25 protein-coding genes are annotated in these 20,147 nt (G+C 41.6%); 10 read left to right on the top strand and 15 right to left on the bottom strand.

Annotation, left to right across the window (positions count from 1 at the left end; genetic code table 11):
• Positions 1 to 56: 56 nt before the first annotated feature.
• The 12 genes from mgtE to H5203_RS20835 all read right to left on the bottom strand — a co-directional run bounded on the left by mgtE (position 57) and on the right by H5203_RS20835 (position 9,523).
• Positions 57 to 1,415 carry a magnesium transporter gene (gene mgtE, locus H5203_RS20890; protein ID WP_145236729.1) on the bottom strand — a complete coding sequence of 453 codons (1,359 nt, stop codon included), beginning with the start codon at positions 1,413 to 1,415 and terminating at the stop codon, positions 57 to 59.
• A 124-nt stretch (positions 1,416 to 1,539) separates the two neighbouring features.
• Complete coding sequence (locus tag H5203_RS20885) at positions 1,540 to 1,812, bottom strand: HPr family phosphocarrier protein (protein ID WP_064667815.1); 273 nt, start codon at positions 1,810 to 1,812, stop codon at positions 1,540 to 1,542.
• A 28-nt stretch (positions 1,813 to 1,840) separates the two neighbouring features.
• Positions 1,841 to 2,683, bottom strand: a complete 843-nt coding sequence (rapZ, locus tag H5203_RS20880; protein ID WP_145236732.1) for an RNase adapter RapZ — start codon at positions 2,681 to 2,683, stop codon at positions 1,841 to 1,843.
• A gap of 188 nt (positions 2,684 to 2,871) precedes the next feature.
• The gene (ptsN, locus tag H5203_RS20875) at positions 2,872 to 3,324 is read right to left on the bottom strand and encodes a PTS IIA-like nitrogen regulatory protein PtsN (protein ID WP_145236736.1); all 453 of its coding nucleotides are present in this window, start codon (positions 3,322 to 3,324) and stop codon (positions 2,872 to 2,874) included.
• A 4-nt stretch (positions 3,325 to 3,328) separates the two neighbouring features.
• Positions 3,329 to 3,616, bottom strand: coding sequence for a ribosome hibernation promoting factor (hpf, locus tag H5203_RS20870; RefSeq protein WP_145236739.1), 288 nt, complete (start codon positions 3,614 to 3,616; stop codon positions 3,329 to 3,331).
• Positions 3,617 to 3,644: 28 nt separating this feature from the next.
• Positions 3,645 to 5,141, bottom strand: coding sequence for an RNA polymerase factor sigma-54 (locus H5203_RS20865; RefSeq protein WP_145236743.1), 1,497 nt, complete (start codon positions 5,139 to 5,141; stop codon positions 3,645 to 3,647).
• A gap of 66 nt (positions 5,142 to 5,207) precedes the next feature.
• On the bottom strand, positions 5,208 to 5,933 hold the full coding sequence (gene lptB / locus H5203_RS20860; RefSeq protein WP_145236746.1) for an LPS export ABC transporter ATP-binding protein: 726 nt from the start codon (positions 5,931 to 5,933) through the stop codon (positions 5,208 to 5,210).
• Positions 5,930 to 6,463 carry a lipopolysaccharide transport periplasmic protein LptA gene (gene lptA / locus H5203_RS20855; protein WP_182820236.1) on the bottom strand — a complete coding sequence of 178 codons (534 nt, stop codon included), beginning with the start codon at positions 6,461 to 6,463 and terminating at the stop codon, positions 5,930 to 5,932. Before lptA ends, lptB begins: the two co-directional genes overlap by 4 nt.
• Entirely contained in the window at positions 6,453 to 7,007 is a 555-nt protein-coding gene (gene lptC / locus H5203_RS20850; RefSeq protein WP_145236752.1) for an LPS export ABC transporter periplasmic protein LptC, read from the bottom strand. Before lptC ends, lptA begins: the two co-directional genes overlap by 11 nt.
• On the bottom strand, positions 7,004 to 7,555 hold the full coding sequence (kdsC, locus tag H5203_RS20845) for a 3-deoxy-manno-octulosonate-8-phosphatase KdsC (RefSeq protein WP_145236755.1): 552 nt from the start codon (positions 7,553 to 7,555) through the stop codon (positions 7,004 to 7,006). Before kdsC ends, lptC begins: the two co-directional genes overlap by 4 nt.
• Entirely contained in the window at positions 7,555 to 8,526 is a 972-nt protein-coding gene (locus H5203_RS20840) for a KpsF/GutQ family sugar-phosphate isomerase (protein ID WP_145236758.1), read from the bottom strand. The genes kdsC and H5203_RS20840 overlap by 1 nt, the downstream gene beginning before the upstream one ends.
• 25 nt (positions 8,527 to 8,551) lie before the next feature.
• Positions 8,552 to 9,523 carry a calcium/sodium antiporter gene (locus H5203_RS20835; RefSeq protein WP_145236761.1) on the bottom strand — a complete coding sequence of 324 codons (972 nt, stop codon included), beginning with the start codon at positions 9,521 to 9,523 and terminating at the stop codon, positions 8,552 to 8,554.
• Positions 9,524 to 9,778: 255 nt separating this feature from the next.
• Here H5203_RS20835 and mlaF point away from each other — a divergent pair, with 255 nt between their 5' ends.
• Genes mlaF through murA form a run of 7 tightly spaced genes read left to right on the top strand, consistent with a single transcriptional unit; the run spans position 9,779 to position 14,439 of the window.
• Complete coding sequence (gene mlaF / locus H5203_RS20830) at positions 9,779 to 10,594, top strand: phospholipid ABC transporter ATP-binding protein MlaF (RefSeq protein ID WP_182732390.1); 816 nt, start codon at positions 9,779 to 9,781, stop codon at positions 10,592 to 10,594.
• Positions 10,594 to 11,373 (top strand): lipid asymmetry maintenance ABC transporter permease subunit MlaE, encoded by a 780-nt coding sequence (gene mlaE, locus H5203_RS20825; RefSeq protein ID WP_145236765.1) that lies wholly within the window; start codon positions 10,594 to 10,596, stop codon positions 11,371 to 11,373. Before mlaF ends, mlaE begins: the two co-directional genes overlap by 1 nt.
• Before the next feature lie 14 nt (positions 11,374 to 11,387).
• Positions 11,388 to 11,936, top strand: coding sequence for an outer membrane lipid asymmetry maintenance protein MlaD (mlaD, locus tag H5203_RS20820; protein ID WP_182732388.1), 549 nt, complete (start codon positions 11,388 to 11,390; stop codon positions 11,934 to 11,936).
• A 6-nt stretch (positions 11,937 to 11,942) separates the two neighbouring features.
• Positions 11,943 to 12,617 carry a phospholipid-binding protein MlaC gene (locus tag H5203_RS20815; RefSeq protein WP_145236773.1) on the top strand — a complete coding sequence of 225 codons (675 nt, stop codon included), beginning with the start codon at positions 11,943 to 11,945 and terminating at the stop codon, positions 12,615 to 12,617.
• Entirely contained in the window at positions 12,610 to 12,903 is a 294-nt protein-coding gene (locus tag H5203_RS20810; RefSeq protein ID WP_145236776.1) for a lipid asymmetry maintenance protein MlaB, read from the top strand. The genes H5203_RS20815 and H5203_RS20810 overlap by 8 nt, the downstream gene beginning before the upstream one ends.
• A 5-nt stretch (positions 12,904 to 12,908) precedes the next feature.
• Positions 12,909 to 13,166 carry a BolA family protein gene (locus H5203_RS20805; protein ID WP_145236780.1) on the top strand — a complete coding sequence of 86 codons (258 nt, stop codon included), beginning with the start codon at positions 12,909 to 12,911 and terminating at the stop codon, positions 13,164 to 13,166.
• 13 nt (positions 13,167 to 13,179) lie between these two features.
• Positions 13,180 to 14,439 carry a UDP-N-acetylglucosamine 1-carboxyvinyltransferase gene (gene murA / locus H5203_RS20800; RefSeq protein WP_145236783.1) on the top strand — a complete coding sequence of 420 codons (1,260 nt, stop codon included), beginning with the start codon at positions 13,180 to 13,182 and terminating at the stop codon, positions 14,437 to 14,439.
• Positions 14,440 to 14,478: 39 nt separating this feature from the next.
• On the opposite strand, the gene H5203_RS20795 is transcribed toward murA, so the two are convergent.
• The 3 genes from H5203_RS20795 to H5203_RS20785 all read right to left on the bottom strand — a co-directional run bounded on the left by H5203_RS20795 (position 14,479) and on the right by H5203_RS20785 (position 17,665).
• Positions 14,479 to 15,561, bottom strand: a complete 1,083-nt coding sequence (locus H5203_RS20795) for a trypsin-like peptidase domain-containing protein (protein ID WP_145236786.1) — start codon at positions 15,559 to 15,561, stop codon at positions 14,479 to 14,481.
• 102 nt (positions 15,562 to 15,663) lie between these two features.
• Positions 15,664 to 17,016: a Do family serine endopeptidase gene (locus H5203_RS20790; RefSeq protein WP_182732389.1), complete on the bottom strand. Its 1,353-nt coding sequence runs from the start codon at positions 17,014 to 17,016 to the stop codon at positions 15,664 to 15,666.
• 208 nt (positions 17,017 to 17,224) lie between these two features.
• Positions 17,225 to 17,665, bottom strand: a complete 441-nt coding sequence (locus tag H5203_RS20785; RefSeq protein ID WP_145236792.1) for a YhcB family protein — start codon at positions 17,663 to 17,665, stop codon at positions 17,225 to 17,227.
• A gap of 150 nt (positions 17,666 to 17,815) precedes the next feature.
• Here H5203_RS20785 and zapE point away from each other — a divergent pair, with 150 nt between their 5' ends.
• The 3 genes from zapE (at position 17,816) to rpsI (ending at position 20,046) form a co-directional block, all read left to right on the top strand.
• Positions 17,816 to 18,904 carry a cell division protein ZapE gene (zapE, locus tag H5203_RS20780; RefSeq protein WP_182820235.1) on the top strand — a complete coding sequence of 363 codons (1,089 nt, stop codon included), beginning with the start codon at positions 17,816 to 17,818 and terminating at the stop codon, positions 18,902 to 18,904.
• Positions 18,905 to 19,216: 312 nt separating this feature from the next.
• Positions 19,217 to 19,645, top strand: coding sequence for a 50S ribosomal protein L13 (rplM, locus tag H5203_RS20775; RefSeq protein WP_002957960.1), 429 nt, complete (start codon positions 19,217 to 19,219; stop codon positions 19,643 to 19,645).
• Between the two features lie 11 nt (positions 19,646 to 19,656).
• Positions 19,657 to 20,046, top strand: a complete 390-nt coding sequence (rpsI, locus tag H5203_RS20770; protein ID WP_016710054.1) for a 30S ribosomal protein S9 — start codon at positions 19,657 to 19,659, stop codon at positions 20,044 to 20,046.
• Positions 20,047 to 20,147 lie beyond the last annotated feature (101 nt).

Raw genomic sequence — 20,147 nt, 5'->3', positions numbered from 1 at the left:
GATGTAAACCTAGAACCTAGAACCTAGAACCTAGAACCTAGAACCTCTATTTCTATCTACACCAACAACCATGTCGCAGTGCCTAGGAAGGCGAATATACCTACAATATCGGTTACGGTTGTCAGTACCACGCTGCCAGCTAATGCAGGATCAATTTTCATTTTTTTCAATAGCAGCGGAATACTGGCACCGGCGATACCTGCGGCTACTAAGTTCATAAACATGGCAAAGGCGAGTACGCCGCCAAGCTTAAAGTCCCATTGCCAAATAGCAACAACACCGGCAATTAAAATAGACCAAACAATTCCGTTTATTGCGCCGATTGCAAGCTCTTTGATCAGTAAAAAGCGTTGGTTAGTTTGGTTGATATGACCCACTGCAATACCACGTATTACGAGTGTTAATGTTTGGCTGCCCGCAACACCACCCATGGATGGCACTATACCGTTGAGTACTGCTAGAATAGGTAAAATTGCTAAAGTGTTTTCAAAGAAGCTTGCCACAATCGCAGCAAGTAGCGCGGTTAACAAGTTAACGCCAAGCCAAATTGAGCGCTTTTTCGAACTTTTTAACACTGGGGCAAAGGTATCTTCTTCATCATCAAGACCGGCTAGGCTTAATAAGCTATGCTCGGCGTCTTCACGGATAACGTCAACGATATCATCGATGGTGATACGGCCAAGTAGATGGTCATTATCATCAACCACTGGTGCTGATATCCAGTTATGACGTTCAAACAGTTGTGCTACATCGGTTTCATCCATCGAAATGAGGATAGATTCACAATCTTCATCCATTAAGTCGCGAATGATTTTATCTGGCGAGTTAGTCAACAAGGTCGTTAACGACATGGCACCTATAAAGCAGTTATGTTTATCAACAACATAAAGATCATCGGTACCTTCTGGTAGCTCACCACGTAAACGTAAGTAGCGCAGTACTACGTCGATAGTGACATCAGGGCGGATGGTCACTGTATCTGTGTTCATCAGCGCGCCAGCAGAGCGCTCTTGATAAGAGAGTGCTTGAGTTGCACGTTCTCGATCTTGGCTGTCCATGGCACTAACAACGTCTTTGTAGACGGTATCAGGTAGGCTACGTAGTACTTCCCCTAGATCATCGTGACTCATGTCCTCAGTTGCCGCAGCGATGTGCTTCGGCTCCATTTGGGCAATGATCCCTAAACGAACATCTTCTGAGAGTTCTTCAAGTACGTCACCTTGTACATCTGGATCAACCAGTTGCCATAATAAGGTACGAATCTTATGCGGGGATGACTCGAGTAATAATGCGGTGTCACACGGAGCTGTTTTTGCCAACATACGCCTTACTTGAACAAATTGACCACTGTTAAGTGACTTGGTCACTTGTTTTAGTTGTTGTAGTGGGTAATCTTGTTCAAAAGCTTCTGGCATTGGCGTCCTTAAAAAATTAATACACTTGATAGGTAGGGTAACTGTTGTCGATAATTAACGCGCTTGGTCTGTTTAATTAACGACTTTATTCAGTTTAACGCAATTTAGTGGTACTGACTACGAGCTATTCTTGTTCGTTAAAGCGTTGTGCGATCAACTCACCAATTGCTGCAAGAGCAGGTTCAGCGTCCGGGCCCTCACATACAACTTTAACTTCTTTGCCTTGGCTACTTTCTAATAGCATTAAGCCCAGTACGCTGTCGCCTGCGGCTTGTTTGTCATCTTGATGAAGTGTGATGCTGGCATCAAACTGCACAGCTAATTGCGCTAATACGCTGGCTGCGCGAGCATGTAAACCGAGTTTGTTTTTTATTAAAAATGTATCTTCTAAGCGCATCAACATTCCTTACTGTAAACGTGAGTTGTTATTCTTGTTCACGATGGCGAATTTTCACATTACTGTGGCTCATCGAGAAGCTTTCACCTATAGTTTGCGCTAGATAAACTGAGCGATGTTGACCACCGGTGCAACCAATAGCAATTGTTAAGTAACTGCGGTTATTACGTTCTAAGTGCGGTAACCAAGTTTGTACAAAGGTTTGGATCTGCCAAGTGAATTTTTGCACGATACTGTGACTGGCTAAATAATCTTTTACTGGTTGATCCAGGCCTGTGAGCGGTTTTAACTCAGGCTCCCAGTGTGGATTAGGTAAAAAACGTGCATCAAATACATAATCGGCTTCTTTTGGAATACCATGCTTAAAACCAAATGATTCAAAGGTGATGATTAGTTTTTTATCTTTTTTCCCTAAAATCTTTTCACGGATTGACTCAGCAAGCTGGTGGACACTGAGATCTGTGGTATCAAGCATGAAATCAGCACGAGTAGTTAATACATCAAGCAACACTTTTTCTTGCTTGATGGCTAAATCCAGTGGCAAAGAATCCAAAGATAATGGGTGTAAGCGGCGGGTTTCAGAAAAGCGTTTGATCAGGGTTTGATCATCACTGTCTAAATAAAATAGCGTCGGATTTGCAAAACCAGGCAAGTATTCAAGAATGTCGTTAAATTCTTCCTGCTCTTTCGGTAAATTACGAACATCGATACTGACGGCTATTTTGTCGTAATTATCAGAGACACTGCGTACTAATGACGGTAATAAGTTAACTGGAATATTATCTACACAATAATAGCCAAGATCTTCTACTACACGTAAAGCAACAGATTTACCTGAGCCAGAACGCCCACTGATGATGATTAACTCCATGTAAATTCTCCTTCATTTAATACCAATTTTATTAAAAACATGCTCATTCTTGCTTGTTAAATAACCCACTAACTTTGTTTAAAATTATTTATATAGAACAACTATATCTCATAATTTCCACCTTGTTCTAGAGCTATTTTCCTGTTGCAATAATTACTCTCTAATTCAATACAATACAATTGGTATGACTACGACTGAGCTGCAATTACATGATACAAATCTTGGTCTGTTTTTGCGCTACGTAGTTGTTTACAAAAATCTTTGTTATTGAGTTTATCAGCAATTGTGGCTAACGTCTTCAAATGAAGTTGGCTGTCACCATCTGGTACGATGAGGGCTACAAATATATCAACTGGGCGATTATCAATCGCATCAAAATCAACCGGTGATTCACTCACTAAAATTATTGCTAGCGGGTTTTCAACACCACTCATACGGCCATGAGGGATAGCAATACCACGACCAATACCGGTACTACCTAGTTTCTCTCTCGATAGTAGTGCGTTGAGGATTTCTTGTTGTGATAGCTGAGGGAGCTGTTCATGAGCCAATTGGCTTATAAATTCAATGATCCGTTTTTTGCTATTAAAAAGGACCGCAGCTTTACTGCAGTCCTGACAAATAAGTGAGCTTAATTTCATAGTGTTAGTGTCGAGCGTGCTTCTCTTTGTGTTTAATTACTTGACGATCAAGTTTATCGATTAGTCCGTCAATAGCTGCATACATGTCTTGGTGCTCAGTCGAGGCAAATAATTCAGCGCCACTGACATGTAATGTGGCCTCTGCTTTTTGGCTTAGTTTTTCTACATCAAGAATAACATGGACATTATTGATATGATCAAAATGCCTTTCAAGCTTGGCAAACTTATTGTTTACATAGTCTCTTAATGAATCAGTAATTTCTACGTGACGACCAGTTAAATTTAGTTGCATAAGCATTTTCCTCTTGTGATTTTACGCCTTAAATCAAACTTTTACGTTGATTTGACGGTGGAATAGCCAGCGACTCGCGGTATTTTGCAATAGTCCGTCTAGCTACTTTGATACCTTGCTCTGCCAATATATCTGCAATCTTACTATCACTCAATGGTTTCGCTGAGTTTTCTGCACTGATCAATTTTCTGATCAATGCTCGAATAGCTGTCGAAGAGCATTCGCCGCCGTTCTCAGTGCTTACATGACTTGAGAAAAAATACTTTAACTCAAAAATACCACGGGGGGTATGCATGTACTTTTGTGTCGTTACGCGAGATATTGTTGATTCGTGCATCTCAACCATTTCAGCAACGTCGTTTAGTACCATAGGTCGCATTGCTTCAGGGCCATGCTCAAAGAATCCCTGCTGTTGTTTTACAATGCAGTTAGTTACTTTGAGTAACGTCTCGTTACGACTTTCTAGGCTTTTAATAAACCATTTAGCTTCTTGCAAATGCGAACGTATAAATTGGCTGTCAGTGCTTGATTTTACTGAGCGTGACATTGCCGCATATTGGCTGTTCACTCTAATTTTTGGCATGCTGTCTGGATTAAGTTCAACCACCCAGCGACCTTTAATTTTTTTCACCGAAACATCAGGTATAACATACTCTGATTCTTCGCGTACTATAGTATCCGCAGGCTTTGGATTAAGGCTGTGGATCAGTGTCATTACTTCTTTCAGCTCATCTTCTTTAAGCTTAGTCTTTTTCATCAAAGTGCGATAGTCACGACTAGCTAATAAATCGATATGATCAGTTAAAATCATTTTAGTCTCGCTAATCCAAGGAGTTGCAGGATCAAATTGATTTAATTGAATACATAAACATTCTTGTAGGCTGCGCGCAGCAATACCAACAGGGTCAAATAACTGAATGCGTTTTAACACTGCTTGCACTTCGTCTAGTTCGATTTCTTCTTCGTTATTACCTTGATTTAAGCTCTCTGCGATGTCTTCGCAGCTCAAGGTTAAAATACCTGAATCGTCAACAGCTTCAACAATCGCAATGGCAATAGCTTCATCGGTTGGACTAAAAGGTGTGAGCTGTAATTGCCACATCAGATATTCGTGCAGGGTTTCAGTTGAAGCACCTTGATAAATTGACTCATCTTCAGGCATTGGGCCGGATGACGTATTTGGCGCAGCACTCATGTATTCGTCCCAGGTGACGTCCATAGCCATTTCGTCACTTAAAGTCTCTTTGCTTAATGCTTCGCTACTTTCTTGTTCATATTCGCTGGGCTTGTCGTCTGCTGATGCACTAACGGTTAAGTCATCGTTGTCTTGTTTTTGTTCGTTTTTACCAGCCGTGTCGTCTGAATATTCATGCTCTTCTAGCTCTAACAATGGATTGCTGTCGAGTGCTTCTTGAATTTCTTGCTGGAGATCCAATGTACTGAGTTGCAATAAGCGAATTGCTTGTTGCAGCTGTGGTGTCATTGTAAGTTGCTGGCCCATGCGCAGCTGGAGTGATTGCCTCATGTATCTCTAACAATCCTTTTATTGTTATCATCGTTAAGTCTAGCAGATACTTAGCCGAGCGTGGCTTTATAGCCTAAATTGCTCGCCCAGGTAAACATCGCGGACTGTTTGGTCGGCAAGTACATGCTCAGGGGTACCTGATGCAATTAACTCCCCATGAGAAACTATGTAGGCTTTTTCACAAACATCAAGGGTTTCTCGTACATTGTGGTCGGTAATAAGTACGCCAATACCACGGTTTTTAAGGTGTTCAATAATCTTCTTTATATCTAACACTGAAATAGGATCAACGCCAGCAAAAGGCTCATCAAGTAAGATAAATTTTGGATTTGCGGCTAAAGCGCGTGCAATTTCAACTCGACGACGTTCACCACCAGATAATGCCATACCTTGGCTGTCGCGAATATGTTGAATGCTAAACTCATCAAGTAAGCTGTCTAGTGCTTCTTCTCTGGCTTGTTTATTCAGCTCTTTACGAGTTTCTAAAATAGCCATCAGGTTTTGATAAACAGTTAACTTACGAAAGATGGATGATTCTTGTGGTAAGTAGCCAATCCCTAACCGTGCGCGACTGTGCATTGGGAGTAAAGTGATGTCATTATCATCAATACTTATTTTACCTTTGTCGCTAGGTACTAAACCCACAATCATATAAAAAGTGGTGGTTTTACCTGCGCCATTAGGACCCAGTAAGCCAACAATGCTGCCTGCGCTAACTTCTAAACCCACGCTTTTTACAACTTGGCGACCTTTATAGCTTTTTGCTAAAAATTCAGCTTTTAATATACTCATGGCTGCCCTTTAGGTTTGTCTTTTTTACTGTCAACAGGTACCAAAATAGTGTGTACGCGATCGTTTGAGCTTGCGCCTTTTTCAGCACTGATCAGCTGTTGGTCCATATCATAGGTAATGCTTTTGGCATTAATTTTTTGACCTGCTTGAGTGACTTGTGCATTACCAATTAACGTTAAATAGCGCTTGGCGACATCGTAACGGACTTCATCAGCACTGGCGCTCATTATTGTGCCATCAGTTTGTTTTTCTTCAAAGTAAGCAGGGTTACCAGTTGCAACAAGCAATTGTTTGTTATTGCCTAAATCTTCGCGCTTATGGACTTCAAGTCGATCCGCTTTGATACGGCGGTTACCATGAATGATTTCAACATTTTTTTCAAAAATACCGATATTATCTTTCAGTTGGGCAAGCTGCTTTTCAGCACTGATAGAGACTTGATCCGCAGGTGGTGCCGTATTTTCAGCAAAGCTTGCAAAGGCAATGAGTAAGCTTGGTATCACAAGCAAGTGAGCAAATTTATTGGTCATAATATATGGTTCGCGTATGGTTAATTAGTTCTACCACTTCGGCTTTTAAGTCGGCATGGAGGCCGCGCCCAGTGATCTTTAAATTTGGTCCGATTAATTCAACTGGTTGTTCTGAACTCATGGTTTGTAGTTCAATATCAACCTGAATATTATCTGCGTTTATATGTTCAATCATGGCATTATTGGTCAGGTTTTTAGCAACCACATTACCTTCTAAAATTAATTGATGATTTTCATATAGGGTGGCTTCATCGGCATTAATTTGCCACGTTTGCTGTTGATTATAGAGTGTAAAAATAGGTTGTTCAAAGTAAGTAAACCCTAACTGTTGGTAAAGTTCCATTTTTGCAGCTGTTACTTTGTGGCTAATTTTACCTTGTTCATCAAACGCGGTTTGTTTTAATGCCACCGCAGTATAATCAGGTTTTGCTATTATATCTTCTTGGTTTTGTTTTATGGCAGTGCTTTGATAAAAATACGGATACCACAGCCATACCATACAGCCGACAAATAATACGCATAATATTAAACGCGCACTATTCATGAGCTTGTGCCTTCGCTAGTTAATGATTTACCATTTTCGAGCATTAATAAATCAGTGAGTTCACGCACCGCTCCAAAACCACCAGGGAGCATGGTTGTATAATGTGAAACTCGCTTGATCAAAGGGTGAGCATCATTTACTGCCACCGCAAAACCAACTAATTCCATTACCGGCAAGTCAGGTCCGTCATCGCCTATGTAAGCGATTTGTTCATCGCTTAACTGCAATTTATCTTTGAGCTGTTGATAAGCTTGCAACTTGTTTTCTTGACCTTGGTAAATATGCGGTACTGTCAGGCTAGTCATCCGTTGCTGAACTATCTGTGAATGACGACCGGTGATCACGGCAACTTCAAAACCGCTATTGATCAGTGCTTTGATACCAAAACCATCTTTAGTATTAAACGCTTTGAGTTCTTCACCTTGATTGCCAAGATAAATGCGGCCATCTGAAAACACCCCATCGATATCACAGATCAGGAGTTTGATTTTTTGTGCTCGCTCGCTCGCATCATCTGAAAGTGGCTGATATAAGTCAGCAAACTGCATTATAAAACTCCTGCTTTGAGCAAATCTTGCATATTAAGAGCACCAATAGGGTGGTGTTTATCATCAACTACAATTAAGCCATTGATACGCTTATTCTCCATAATATTGAGTGCCTCGGCGGCAAGCATATCCGCGGTTGCTGTAGTGCAAGAGCGGGTCATGACAGTGCTGATCAAAGTGCTATGAATATCTATTCGTTGCTCTAAAATTCGGCGTAAATCACCGTCAGTAAAAAGCCCTGCAAGTTGCCCTGTGTCATCAACAATGGCCGTCATACCTAAGCCCTTGGCCGACATTTCGATTAATGCATCTTTGATACATTGCTTGTCATTGATCATAGGCGTTGCTGGGCCACTGTGCATAATATCTTTTAAACACAATAGTAAACGTTTGCCTAAACTTCCCCCAGGATGCGATAGCGCAAAGTCATCTGCAGTAAAGCCTCGGGTTTCTAACAGAGCAACGGCTATTGCATCACCCATCGCAAGCGTTGCAGTCGTGCTCGCAGTCGGGGCGAGTCCTAATGGGCAGGCCTCTTGACTTACTTTGATGCATACATGAGCATCAGCCCAATTTGCCATTGATGATTCAGGGTTACCTGTCATGGCGATCATTTTTGCGCCAATACGTTTAATAACCGGAATAATATTCAGTACTTCGCTGGTTTCGCCTGAGTTAGAAATAAGCATAACCACGTCATCACGAGTGATCATCCCTAAATCACCATGACTTGCTTCACCCGGATGGACAAAAAACGCAGGCGTGCCAGTGCTTGCCAGTGTTGCAGCAATTTTATTACCAATATGCCCAGATTTCCCCATACCGACTACTATGATCCTTCCGTGACATTGATACATCAATTGGCAAGCTTGATTAAAGTTTTCGTCTAGATATTGGGTTATATCAAGCAGTGCTTGGCGCTCTATTTCTAGCACCCGCTTACCTTGTTCAATAAAATTTAACTGCGTCATTGTGTTATCCATTTTGTGGGTAGCATTAAGCAACTTGGCTAAAAATATAACTCTGATATGCTAAAAATGCGACCAATAACAGGCCACCTTCAACTCTATTAATGCGTCTTGTACCTTTAAAGCTCAAGGACATAGCTATAAGGGCTATGGTGGCACCAATCATAATTAAGGCATCACGGTTTGCAGCTGAAGGGTCAATAATTGAAGGGTTGATAATCCCAGCCAGTGGCAACACAGCTAAAATGTTAAAGATATTTGAGCCAACAATATTACCCAGTGCTAAATCATCTTCGTTTTTTAATACCCCAGCAATACAGGCTGCCAGCTCAGGCAGACTGGTGCCAATAGCAATAATGGTTAACCCTATTACTAAATCACTTAGGCCAAAGTATTTGGCTATATCAACTGCTGAGCCAACTAAAAAATGTGAGCTCACAGGCAGTAATATCATACCAATAATTAACCAAAATAAAGCCGATTTGGTGGGCACGTTATCTGGTACGTCTTCACAGGCTTCACTTACAAATGGGTCATCAGCTTGGTTTTTAGCGCGAATAGAAATAATAACTAAGCCCGCAATAAAGACTACAAAGCCTATGATTAATGCAACGCCCTCAGCAAATGAAAAGTAGTTATCCGAAAATATATACCAGGCGGCGATTGACACTAGCAGCACAAGCGGCATTTCGCGTTTTAATGTCATTGATGATACTGATAGTGGGCGCAATAGCGCGGTAATACCTAAAACAAGTAAAATATTAGTGATATTTGAGCCAACGGCATTACCCACGGCAGTGTCAGTTTTACCTGCAAGCGCAGCTGATGCTGAGACCATCATTTCAGGGGCTGACGAGCCCATAGCAACAACTGTTAAACCAACAATAAGAGTAGGAACACCGAAATTTTTTGCCAGTGCCGCAGCACCATATACAAAGCGATCTGCACTCCAAACGAGAGCTGCAAATCCGAGAATTAAAATGACAAAAGAAGTCACCATTACGTTACGCCAATTATTCAAAATGAGATGGCTGCAAATAGTAACAAAAGCCAACCTGAAAGTATAAATAAAAGAATCTGCGAAGCTTGTTAGATTATGGACAGATTTGGACTGAGAAAAATTATTTAAGCGACGGTTAAGCCAACGGCTGTAAGCTTTGCAGCGCTATTACATAGAATATTACAAAATTTTACGATTTGTTTTTTCCATCTTGGTGTAAAAACGCTTAAAATAGGTGAACTAGTGAAAATAGTAATGGAGAGCGACTTGTCGCAACCAATAGTAGAAATCAAGGATGTAAGCTTTTCTAGGGGCAATCGCTGTATATATAAAAATATGAGCTTTAGTGTCCCTAAAGGAAAAATTACGGCAATTATGGGGCCAAGCGGAATTGGTAAAACCACCATGTTGCGTTTAATTGGTGGCCAATTAAAACCAGATAGCGGCACTATTTTATTCGAAGGTAATAACATTCCTACCATGTCGCGCAAAGAGCTTTATGCGGCGCGAACCAAAATGAGTATGTTGTTTCAAAGCGGCGCATTATTTACCGATATGTCAGTGTTTGACAATATCGCTTTTCCGCTGCGTGAGCACACTCGTCTAAGTGAAGATTTAATTCGCCTTGTGGTGCTAATGAAATTACAAGCTGTTGGCTTGCGTGGCGCACAAGATCTAATGCCTTCTGAGCTGTCAGGTGGTATGGCACGTCGTGCTGCATTAGCGCGTTCAATCGCGCTTGATCCTGAATTAATTATGTATGATGAGCCATTTGCAGGCCAAGACCCTATCTCCATGGGAGTGTTGGTTAAGTTGATTAAGTCGCTTAATCAAGTGCTTGGGTTATCATCATTAATCGTAACTCACGATGTAACAGAAGTAATGAGTATTGCCGATCACGTTATCATTATTGCCGATCAAGGCGTTATTGGTAGCGGTACACCGGATGAAATGCGTAATCATGAATCGGCCCTAGTTCAGCAGTTCTTAAAAGGGTTATCTGATGGCCCAGTGCCGTTTCATTTTCCTGCTCAACCTTATCAAGAAGAATTACTGGGAGGGCGCCGCTGATGTTTGATTTTTTGCAAATGCTAGGTCATAAAACGTTAGGACGGTTTGCTGCACTTGGTCGCTCTACTCAGATGTTGATAGGTGCGTTGTGGAGTTTGCCTAATTTTAGAAAAGGCACGCCGCTTTTAATACGGCAATTATATATGGTCGGCTCGCAGTCACTATTGATTATCATGGTGTCGGGCTTATTCATTGGTATGGTGTTGGCGTTGCAAGGCTACACCGTACTAGTTGGTTATGGTGCAGAGGATAGCTTAGGCCCATTAGTAGCATTGAGTTTACTTAGAGAGTTAGGCCCTGTTGTTACTGCATTATTGTTTGCCGGGCGAGCTGGTAGTGCATTAACCGCAGAAATAGGTTTAATGAAAGCGACTGAGCAGTTATCAAGTCTTGAAATGATGGCTATTGACCCTCTTAAACGTATTATCGCGCCACGCTTTTGGGCGGGCTTTATCAGTATGCCATTACTGGCGTTGATATTTTCAGCAGTTGCAATTATTGGTGCTCATTTAGTGGGGGTTGATTGGTTGGGTGTTGATACGGGGAGTTTTTGGTCAATCATGCAGTCACAAGTGTCATTCCAGCAAGATATTTTAAATGGCATGATCAAGAGTTTTGTATTTGCCATCGTGGTTACATGGATTGCGCTTTATAAAGGCTACGATTGTATACCGACCTCTGAAGGGATCAGTAAAGCAACAACAGAGACAGTTGTACACTCATCTTTGGCTGTTTTAGGGTTTGATTTTATTTTGACAGCGGTAATGTTTACTAGCTAATAAAGGTATAGATAATGAATTCACGGAAATTAGAAATTTTAGTTGGTTTTTTTGTTGCGCTAGGCATAGCAGCTTTTGCTATGTTGGCGTTAAAAGTTGCCAATGCAGGGATCAGCGGCAACGGCGAAACCTACTTATTGAAAGCCAAGTTTGAAAACATTGGTTCATTAAAAACACGTGCGCCGATTAAAGTAGGTGGTGTAGTGGTTGGTCGAGTTGAGGGAATTTCAATTCACCCACAAGAATTTGTGCCAGTTGTTGATATGACGATTGATGCGCAATATCAATGTCGTTTTTCAGATACCAGCTCAGTTTCAATCCTGACATCAGGCATTCTCGGTGAGCAATACTTGGGGATTAACCCTGTTATTGCCCCAAAATCAGCTGAACAAGCGTGTTTAGGTGTTGCGGTAACGAGTGATGATAAAAACTTAGGGTTAGACGAGTTATTTGGTGTTGAGAGCAAAGCCTTAAATGATGGCGACTATATCACTGACACGAAATCAGCATTGGTGCTTGAAGAGTTAATCGGGCAATTTTTATTCAATCAAGGCGGCGAGTAAGTAATTATGTTTAAGAAATTTTTAATGGTAGTTGCGCTGACTTTCAGTGCCATTAGCGTAGCAAGCGATGCGGTCAATTTAACAGACCCATATAAAATGGTCCGCCAAGTATCTGATAATACTTTTCAACGTATTACTCGTGACCAGCCTTTAATCGAAAAAGATAAGGAGCACCTACGGGTTATTGTCAAAGAAGAGTTGATGCCTTACATTGATTATAAATATGCTGCACTGCGTGTATTAGGAAGTCATGTATCAAAAGTACGTGCGATTAAAGATCCTGCCGAGCAAAAACAAGCAGTTGAGGATATTAAACACTTTATTGATGTGTTTCAAGAATACTTAATCGCTACTTATGCTGGTGTGTTTACGCAATACACCAACCAAAAAGTAGAGTTTGGTGCAAGCAAAGAGTTTACAGGACAAGACCTAGTATTAGTGAAAACCAAAATTGTCGAGCCAGGCAAGCCGGAAATTAAAATTGATTTTAAAGTACGTGAAGATCGCGATGGCGAATGGCGTGCTTATGACATGGTTGCCGAAGGCATTAGTTTATTAGATGCCAAGCAAAGTGAATTTCAAGGCATTTTGCGCCAGCAAGGTATTAACCATGTAAGTGACCTACTTGAACAGAAAAGTAAGTTGCCAGTGCAATTTAGAGGTGACGGCGGTAATGAGTAAAGTAACGGTTACTCAGCTTGACGAACAGCACTATCGAGTCAGTGGTGAATTGACTCGAAATTCAATTTCCGCTGAACGACTTCTGAATAAAAACTCACAAAGTAACCATAAAAACTGGTATTTTGACCTTTCTGAGGTGTCTAGGGTTGACACGGCGGGCTTAGCTTGGTTAATTCACTCTTTCGCAGAATTAAAGCAGCAAGGTATTCACCTTGAATTGCAAAATATTCCTGAACAACTGCAAAAGTTGATGCAGTTGGGACAGGTTACCAACCTATTTGAGTGAGAGTTATGGAAACAAGCCAAGTCGAAACCTTATTGCGCGACGCATTGCAATTAGCTGAAGTACATGTGAAAGCCAACGGTAGTCATTATGAAGTTATCGCAGTCGGCGATTGTTTTGATGGTTTAAGCCGAGTGAAAAAACAACAGCTGGTATATGGTCCGTTGATGAACACCATTTCTGACGGCACAATTCACGCAGTTTCGATCCGTGCATTTACGCCAACTGAGTGGAAGCGCGAACAAAAATTCATTTTACCTCAATAAAAAAGGTTTCCTCATGGATCAATTTGTAATTCAGGGTGGAACCGGACTTGCCGGTGAAGTCACTATTTCTGGCGCTAAAAATGCCGCTTTACCTATTTTGTTTGCAGCATTATTAGCTGACGGTAAAAGTACCTTTAATAATGTTCCTCGCCTGCGTGATATCGGCACTACTGAAGCATTATTAAAAACCCTCGGCGCAGAAATACACTGGCACGGCGAACAGCTCGTGATTGATGGTGGGAAAGTTGATAAAACATTAGCCCCTTACGAGTTAGTCAAACAAATGCGTGCTTCAGTATTAGCATTAGGTCCATTGGTTGCTCGTTTTGGTCAAGCACAAGTATCGCTTCCTGGTGGTTGTGCAATTGGTGCTCGCCCGGTTGATATTCATATTCAAGGTTTGGAGCGCATGGGCGCTGTTATTAGCGTTGAAAATGGTTATATCAATGCCAAGGTAGATGGGCGTTTAAAAGGTGCTGAAATCTACATGGAAATGGTCAGCGTTGGCGCGACCGAAAATTTATTAATGGCCGCAACCTTAGCTGATGGCAAAACTGTATTAGAAAACGCGGCGCGTGAACCAGAGATTATAGATTTAGCTGCTTGCTTAACAGCAATGGGGGCAAAAATTAGCGGTGCAGGCACTAGCCGTATTGAAATTGAGGGTGTTGAAAAGTTGCATGGTTGTGAGCATCGCATCTTGCCAGATCGGATTGAAACTGGCACATTTTTAGTGGCCGCAGCAATGGCGGGTGGTGAAGTGCTATGTAAGCTTACCGATTTTCATAGTTTAGAGCCTGTAATTGAAAAATTGCGTGCGACTAATGCTTTGATTGAAGTACATAAAGATAGTATTTATCTTGATATGCGTGGCCGTGAGCTTAAAGCCGTTAATATCAAAACCATGCCACACCCAGGTTTTCCTACCGATATGCAAGCACAGTTTACTGCGTTAAATGTAGTTGCTAATGGCAGTGCGACCATTACCGAGACGATTTTTGAAAACCGTTTTATGCATGTACCAGAACTACAACGCATGGGTGCTAACATTCGTTTAGAGGGGAATACGGCAATTTGTGGTGACACTAAGAGTTTGAGTGGCGCACAAGTAATGGCAACTGATTTACGTGCATCAGCGAGCCTAATTTTGACTGGTATTGTGGCACAAGGTGAGACGGTTGTTGACCGTATTTACCACGTTGATCGTGGTTATCAACGGATTGAAGATAAACTCAGCGCGTTAGGTGCTAACATCAAACGTCGAAGTAGTTAATAGCCTAGAACCTAGGTCCTAGCTTCTAGGCCCTAGGTTTTATAGTTTAGTCTCTAACTCTGCAACCTTCACCATCACTTTTAGTACTTCTCCGCTTCGATAAAGTTCAAACTCTATTTCATGCCCCGGCTCTGAATTACCAATTGTGGTCAAGGTTTTTTGCGGGTTAGTGACATCTTCACCGGCAATTTTAATCACAATATCTTGTTCTTTAATACCAGCTTGCCATGCTGGACCTAATGGATCTAGATTGGTTATACGCAAGCCCGCAACAGGGGTGAATTTATCGCTAACTTCTTTACCCGTACTATCAACGGCAGTACCGGTGAAGCCCAAATAACCACGTACAACACGGCCATGACGGATCAGTTTATCCATTACCTCTTTTGCTAATGAGTAAGGTACTGCGAAGAATATGCCTTGGATATCGAGGTTCTCTCGGGTTTTAAATTGTGCTGAGGTGATCCCAACCAAGTCACCGTTAGAGTTTACTAGCGCGCCACCTGAATTGCCGACATTAATTGCCGCATCCATCTGTAGTAGGCTATTGTAAGGACTATCGGTAATTTTTTGTTTACCCGTGGCACTGATGATCCCTTGGGTGATTGTTTGTCCTAAATTAAGCGGATTACCAATCGCCAGTACCACATCGCCCACACGTGGCGTAAAACGCTCACTAATTGGAATAACGGGCAAATGCTCCACGTTAATTTTCAACAGTGCTAAGTCGGTGATGGTATCAAAGCCGATGAGTTGAACATCAAAATAACGGCGGCCATCAGTAAGCAGCACCATAATTTGATCAGCATTATTGATCACATGATAGTTGGTAAGAATATAGCCATCACTTGACATGATTACACCGGAGCCAAGCTCTTGCACGGTGTTTTGCCGTTTATAACGAGGTTCCTTTGAAATGCTCTCAGAAATGATTGTCACAACAGATGGCGCTGCGCGCTGTACTGCATCGGCAAAGCTCAAATGGTCAATACTCATAGCACTTGGTAAGGGTACATTGGGTAACAGCGTTGCACGCATATTTGGGCTAAAAAATACTACCAAAAATGCGATACCGAGTCCGGCAAATAGCGGGGGGAGGACAAACTTAAAAAATTTCAGCACAATTTTCTTATTCTTAATGAGCGATCTTCTAATGATGGCACAAAAAAAATAGCAGCGGCAAGTACCACTGCTATTATTTATGTTATTTACCTAATATTTATTTTATTGGATTAAAACAAATACCGACTCACGACCGCGTTGTACTCCAAGTACGATGTTACCTTTAGTATTTTCGATGATCTTATTCATGTCACTAATTGTTTCAACACGCTGACGGTTTACTTGCATTACCACGTCGCCTTCTTCAAGGCCTACTCTAGCCGCTGGTGAGCGCGGATCAACAGTTGTCACCTCAACCCCTTTATTACCATTCTTTTGGGTGTTTTCAAGAGTTGCACCTTGGAAGGCTGGATGTAGTTCATCACCGGCTGCGGTTAGTGCTGATGCGCCATCAAGGGTAACTTTAACGGTTTGCACTTTACCATCACGATAAATGCCTAATTTTACCTTTCTGCCTTCACCTAGCGTGGCGATTTTACTGCGCAGTTCATGGAAGCCGCTGATCTCACTACCATCAATACTAATAATTACGTCACCTGCTTTAATCCCCGCTTCACTGGCGGCAGAATCATCCATTACTTGCATAACATAAGCGCCTTGTTTTACATCAAGCTGTTGTGCTTTAGCAAGGCCAGCATCCAGTGGGCGCCCAGAAATACCTAGTGAGCCACGGCGTACTTCACCATGTTCAATAATTTGGTCAACGAGATTTTTCATCATATTGGATGGAATCGCAAAGCCGATACCAACATTGCCACCCGATGCACCTAAAATGGCCGTGTTAATACCAATTAGCTCACCGTTTAAGTTAACTAACGCACCACCTGAGTTACCTTGATTAATTGCAGCATCGGTTTGAATAAAATCTTCATAACCTTCAATATTTAAACCACTACGGCCCAGTGCACTAACAATCCCTGAGGTAACAGTATGGCTTAAACCAAATGGGTTACCAATCGCTACTGCAAAGTCACCCACTCGTAGTTGATCTGAGTTTGCCAGTTTAACGGCGACTAAATCCTCGGCATCAATTTTTAATAACGCGATGTCTGATTCTTTATCGCTACCGATTTTAGTTGCTTCGTATTCACGACCATCTTCAAGAGTAACCAACATTTTTTCAGCATCTTGAACTACGTGGTTATTGGTAACGACATAGCCTTCTTTGGCGTCAATAATAACGCCTGAGCCTAAACCACTAAATTCACGCTTTTGGCTACGCGGTTGCGGATTGCCAAAAAAGAAATCAAGCGGATCAGCGCGACGACGGACTTCCTTTGAACCGGAGACTTGGATACTAACAACGCCTGGTGTTATTTGTTCTAGCATCGGCGCTAACGTCGGTAATTGTTGACCATTGACTGCGATAGGCATCTTAGCCATTGATACTGCAGGGGTTAATAATAAACTGGCAGATAACATTGCTGCACTGATTAACGATAATTTCATTTTCATAGTCAGGGTTTACTCCACATCACAGGAAAAAGCACAAACAAAAAAGGCTGCATAAGCAGCCTTTTATCAATTTAGTTCAAAACATTTTAAAGTAGGTTCGCTCTTTAGAATGTTTTGAAATGCATGTAAAACATAAGCTGCTTTATAAACAGACTATGGGGTCAAAAAAAAGTTCATCAAGAAGCTTTAGAAATTTCTGAAACCTTAATTAAACTTTGTCCGGCTCGGCTACTTTTGGTTCGCCGGCGAATAAGCCTGATTCACCTGATACATAATCAGCAGGTTGAGCATGTGCCGATGAACGGTCACTTTGGCGTTCCTTTAGTGAGCGCTGTAGCTGCTCAGTCGTTTCTTTAGAAAAAAATGGTTCGTTAGGATGCTGTTTTTTATCAGCTAGTAGCAGCTTGTTAGTTTCATCAACATGATTTAACAATTGGTCGTAGTTGTCTTTCATTTTGTTGACGAGTCTACCAGTGCTTGCTAAATGATCTGCAACATCTTGACGGTATTGCTCTAATGCATTTTTAGCTTGTTCTGCTTGTTGCTCTAATTCATCTTGCTTAAATTGCTTTTTAGTGACGAAGGCGCCAAGGAAAAATGCAGCTACTGCCACAATAACAATAATGCCGATCCAAGTAACTGTACCCATAATTCTACCCCTTTGGGAATTAATACATAAAAATAAAATAACGCCTAGATTGCGTACTCAAGAATAAATCCTGTTGCTGCTAATATACCCCGAGTTACGATGCGTGTTAACATATTGCGTAAATTAAACCGTGTTTTATTGTAACTATCTATGACTCCTTGGCAAAAGTACCAACAAGATTTACAGCGTGAAGACTTTGTTTACGATGCTGCGCAAGAAAATGCAGTACGTCATCTACAAAGGCTCTTCGATGACTTAACAGCACAAAAGCCCGCAGCTAGAAGCTGGTTCTCTAAACTATTTAATAAAAATAGCACGGCGCCTATAAAAGGTTTGTATTTTTGGGGGGGAGTAGGGCGTGGTAAAACCTATTTGGTTGATACCTTCTATGAGGCGCTGCCGGGAACACGCAAGATGCGCGTGCATTTTCATCGTTTTATGCATCGTGTTCACGAAGAGCTAAAAAAATTAGACAAAACTGCTAATCCCTTAGAAGTTGTGGCTGATATTTTTAAAGCTGAAACCGACATTATCTGCTTTGACGAATTTTTTGTGCAAGACATTACTGATGCCATGCTGCTTGGTGGTTTAATGGAAGCCTTATTTGCGCGCGGCATTGTGTTAGTGGCAACGTCTAACATTATACCTGATGAGTTATATCGAAATGGTTTGCAGCGTGCTCGCTTTTTGCCTGCAATCGCACTTGTTAATGCAAACACTGAGATTGTGAATGTGGATTCTGGCATTGATTACCGATTGCGTACTTTAGAGCAAGCAGAGATATTTCATAGCCCACTAGATGAACAAGCCGATAAAAATCTGTTTGAGTATTTTGATAAGTTATCTCCAGAGCCGGGGAAACTCGATCACCCCATCGAAATCGAAGGGCGAATGATCAAAACCCGTAAGGTCGCTGATTGTATTGTGATGTTTGATTTCTCTCAGTTGTGTGAAACCGCACGTAGCCAAGTCGATTATATGGAAATAAGCCGTTTATATAACACTGTTATTTTATCGAACGTAAAACAGCTTGGCCAAAATAACGATGATGCCGCCAGACGCTTTATTGCGTTAGTCGATGAGTTTTACGAACGCCACGTCACACTTATTATTTCTGCTGAAAAACCTATTACGGAACTCTACACGCAAGGCAACCTTAACTTTGAGTTCAGACGTTGTATTAGTCGATTGCAAGAAATGCAGTCGTTAGAGTACCTAGCAAGAGAGCATTTGGTTTAATGTAGCTGTAAGTTATAAGCCGTCAGCCGTCAGGTAAAGAGAATATTTTCTTGACTCTTAAGTTGATAGGGACAAAGTTTTGATAGCTGATAGAACAATTTTCTTGTGGAAAAAACAACCGTCGAGTAGCAATGTGATAAAAGTGCTGGTATACTCCCGCGTCTGCCACGTTGCGTTCTATTGCCTTCATTAGATTAGCCTCTTTTGAATGGCGCAAAAGTCTTAAACTCGAAGGGGTTGGAGCAAACATTTAGAGCGGTAATTAATAATAATTACCTGTGGTTTTAATTGAAAAACATTGGATTTTTATAAATGAAAACGTTTGTTGCTAAACCAGAAACAGTAAAACGTGACTGGTACGTAGTTGACGCTGAAGGTAAAACTTTAGGTCGCATCGCTACTGAAATCGCTCATCGCCTACGCGGTAAGCACAAAGCTGAGTACACTCCACACGTAGATACTGGTGATTACATCATCGTTATCAACGCGGAGAAAGTTACTGTAACTGGTAACAAGTTCAAAGATAAAGTGTACTATGCTCACTCTGGTTTCCCAGGTGGTCTTAAGTCTACTACTTTTGATAAACTTCAAGCTGCAAAGCCTGAAATGATCATCGAGAAGGCTGTTAAGGGCATGTTGCCACGTGGTCCTTTAGGCCGCGCAATGTACCGTAAACTTAAAGTTTACGCAGGTACTGAGCACAACCATGCTGCACAACAGCCTCAGGTTCTAGACATTTAAGGAGCACTAACATGGCAAATCAATACTACGGTACAGGTCGTCGTAAAAGTTCAAGTGCTCGCGTATTCTTACGCCCAGGCACTGGTAACATCGTAATCAACAATCGCTCTTTAGAAGAGTATTTTGGTCGCGAAACAGCACGCATGGTTGTTCGTCAAGCTTTAGGGCTTGTTGATATGACTGAAAAGTTTGATCTTTACATCACCGTTGCTGGTGGTGGTACTACTGGTCAAGCTGGTGCTATCCGTCACGGTATCACTCGTGCACTTATGGAGTTTGACGAGTCACTACGTCCACAACTTCGTAAAGCAGGTTTCGTTACTCGTGATGCACGTAAAGTTGAACGTAAGAAAGTGGGTCTTAAGAAAGCGCGTAAGCGTCCACAGTTCTCAAAACGTTAATATTTACGTTATCAAGAATTTCAAAAACCCAGCTTCTGCTGGGTTTTTTGTTTTTGGAGTTATAAAAGTTAGCGAAAGTAAAGTTAGCGAGAGTAAAGTTA

It is taken from the genome of Pseudoalteromonas sp. SG41-1, assembly GCF_014164575.1.
Classification (GTDB): domain Bacteria; phylum Pseudomonadota; class Gammaproteobacteria; order Enterobacterales; family Alteromonadaceae; genus Pseudoalteromonas; species Pseudoalteromonas rhizosphaerae.
The sequence above is the reverse complement of the archived record's forward strand: the minus strand, read 5'-3'. Positions and strand labels throughout refer to the sequence as shown.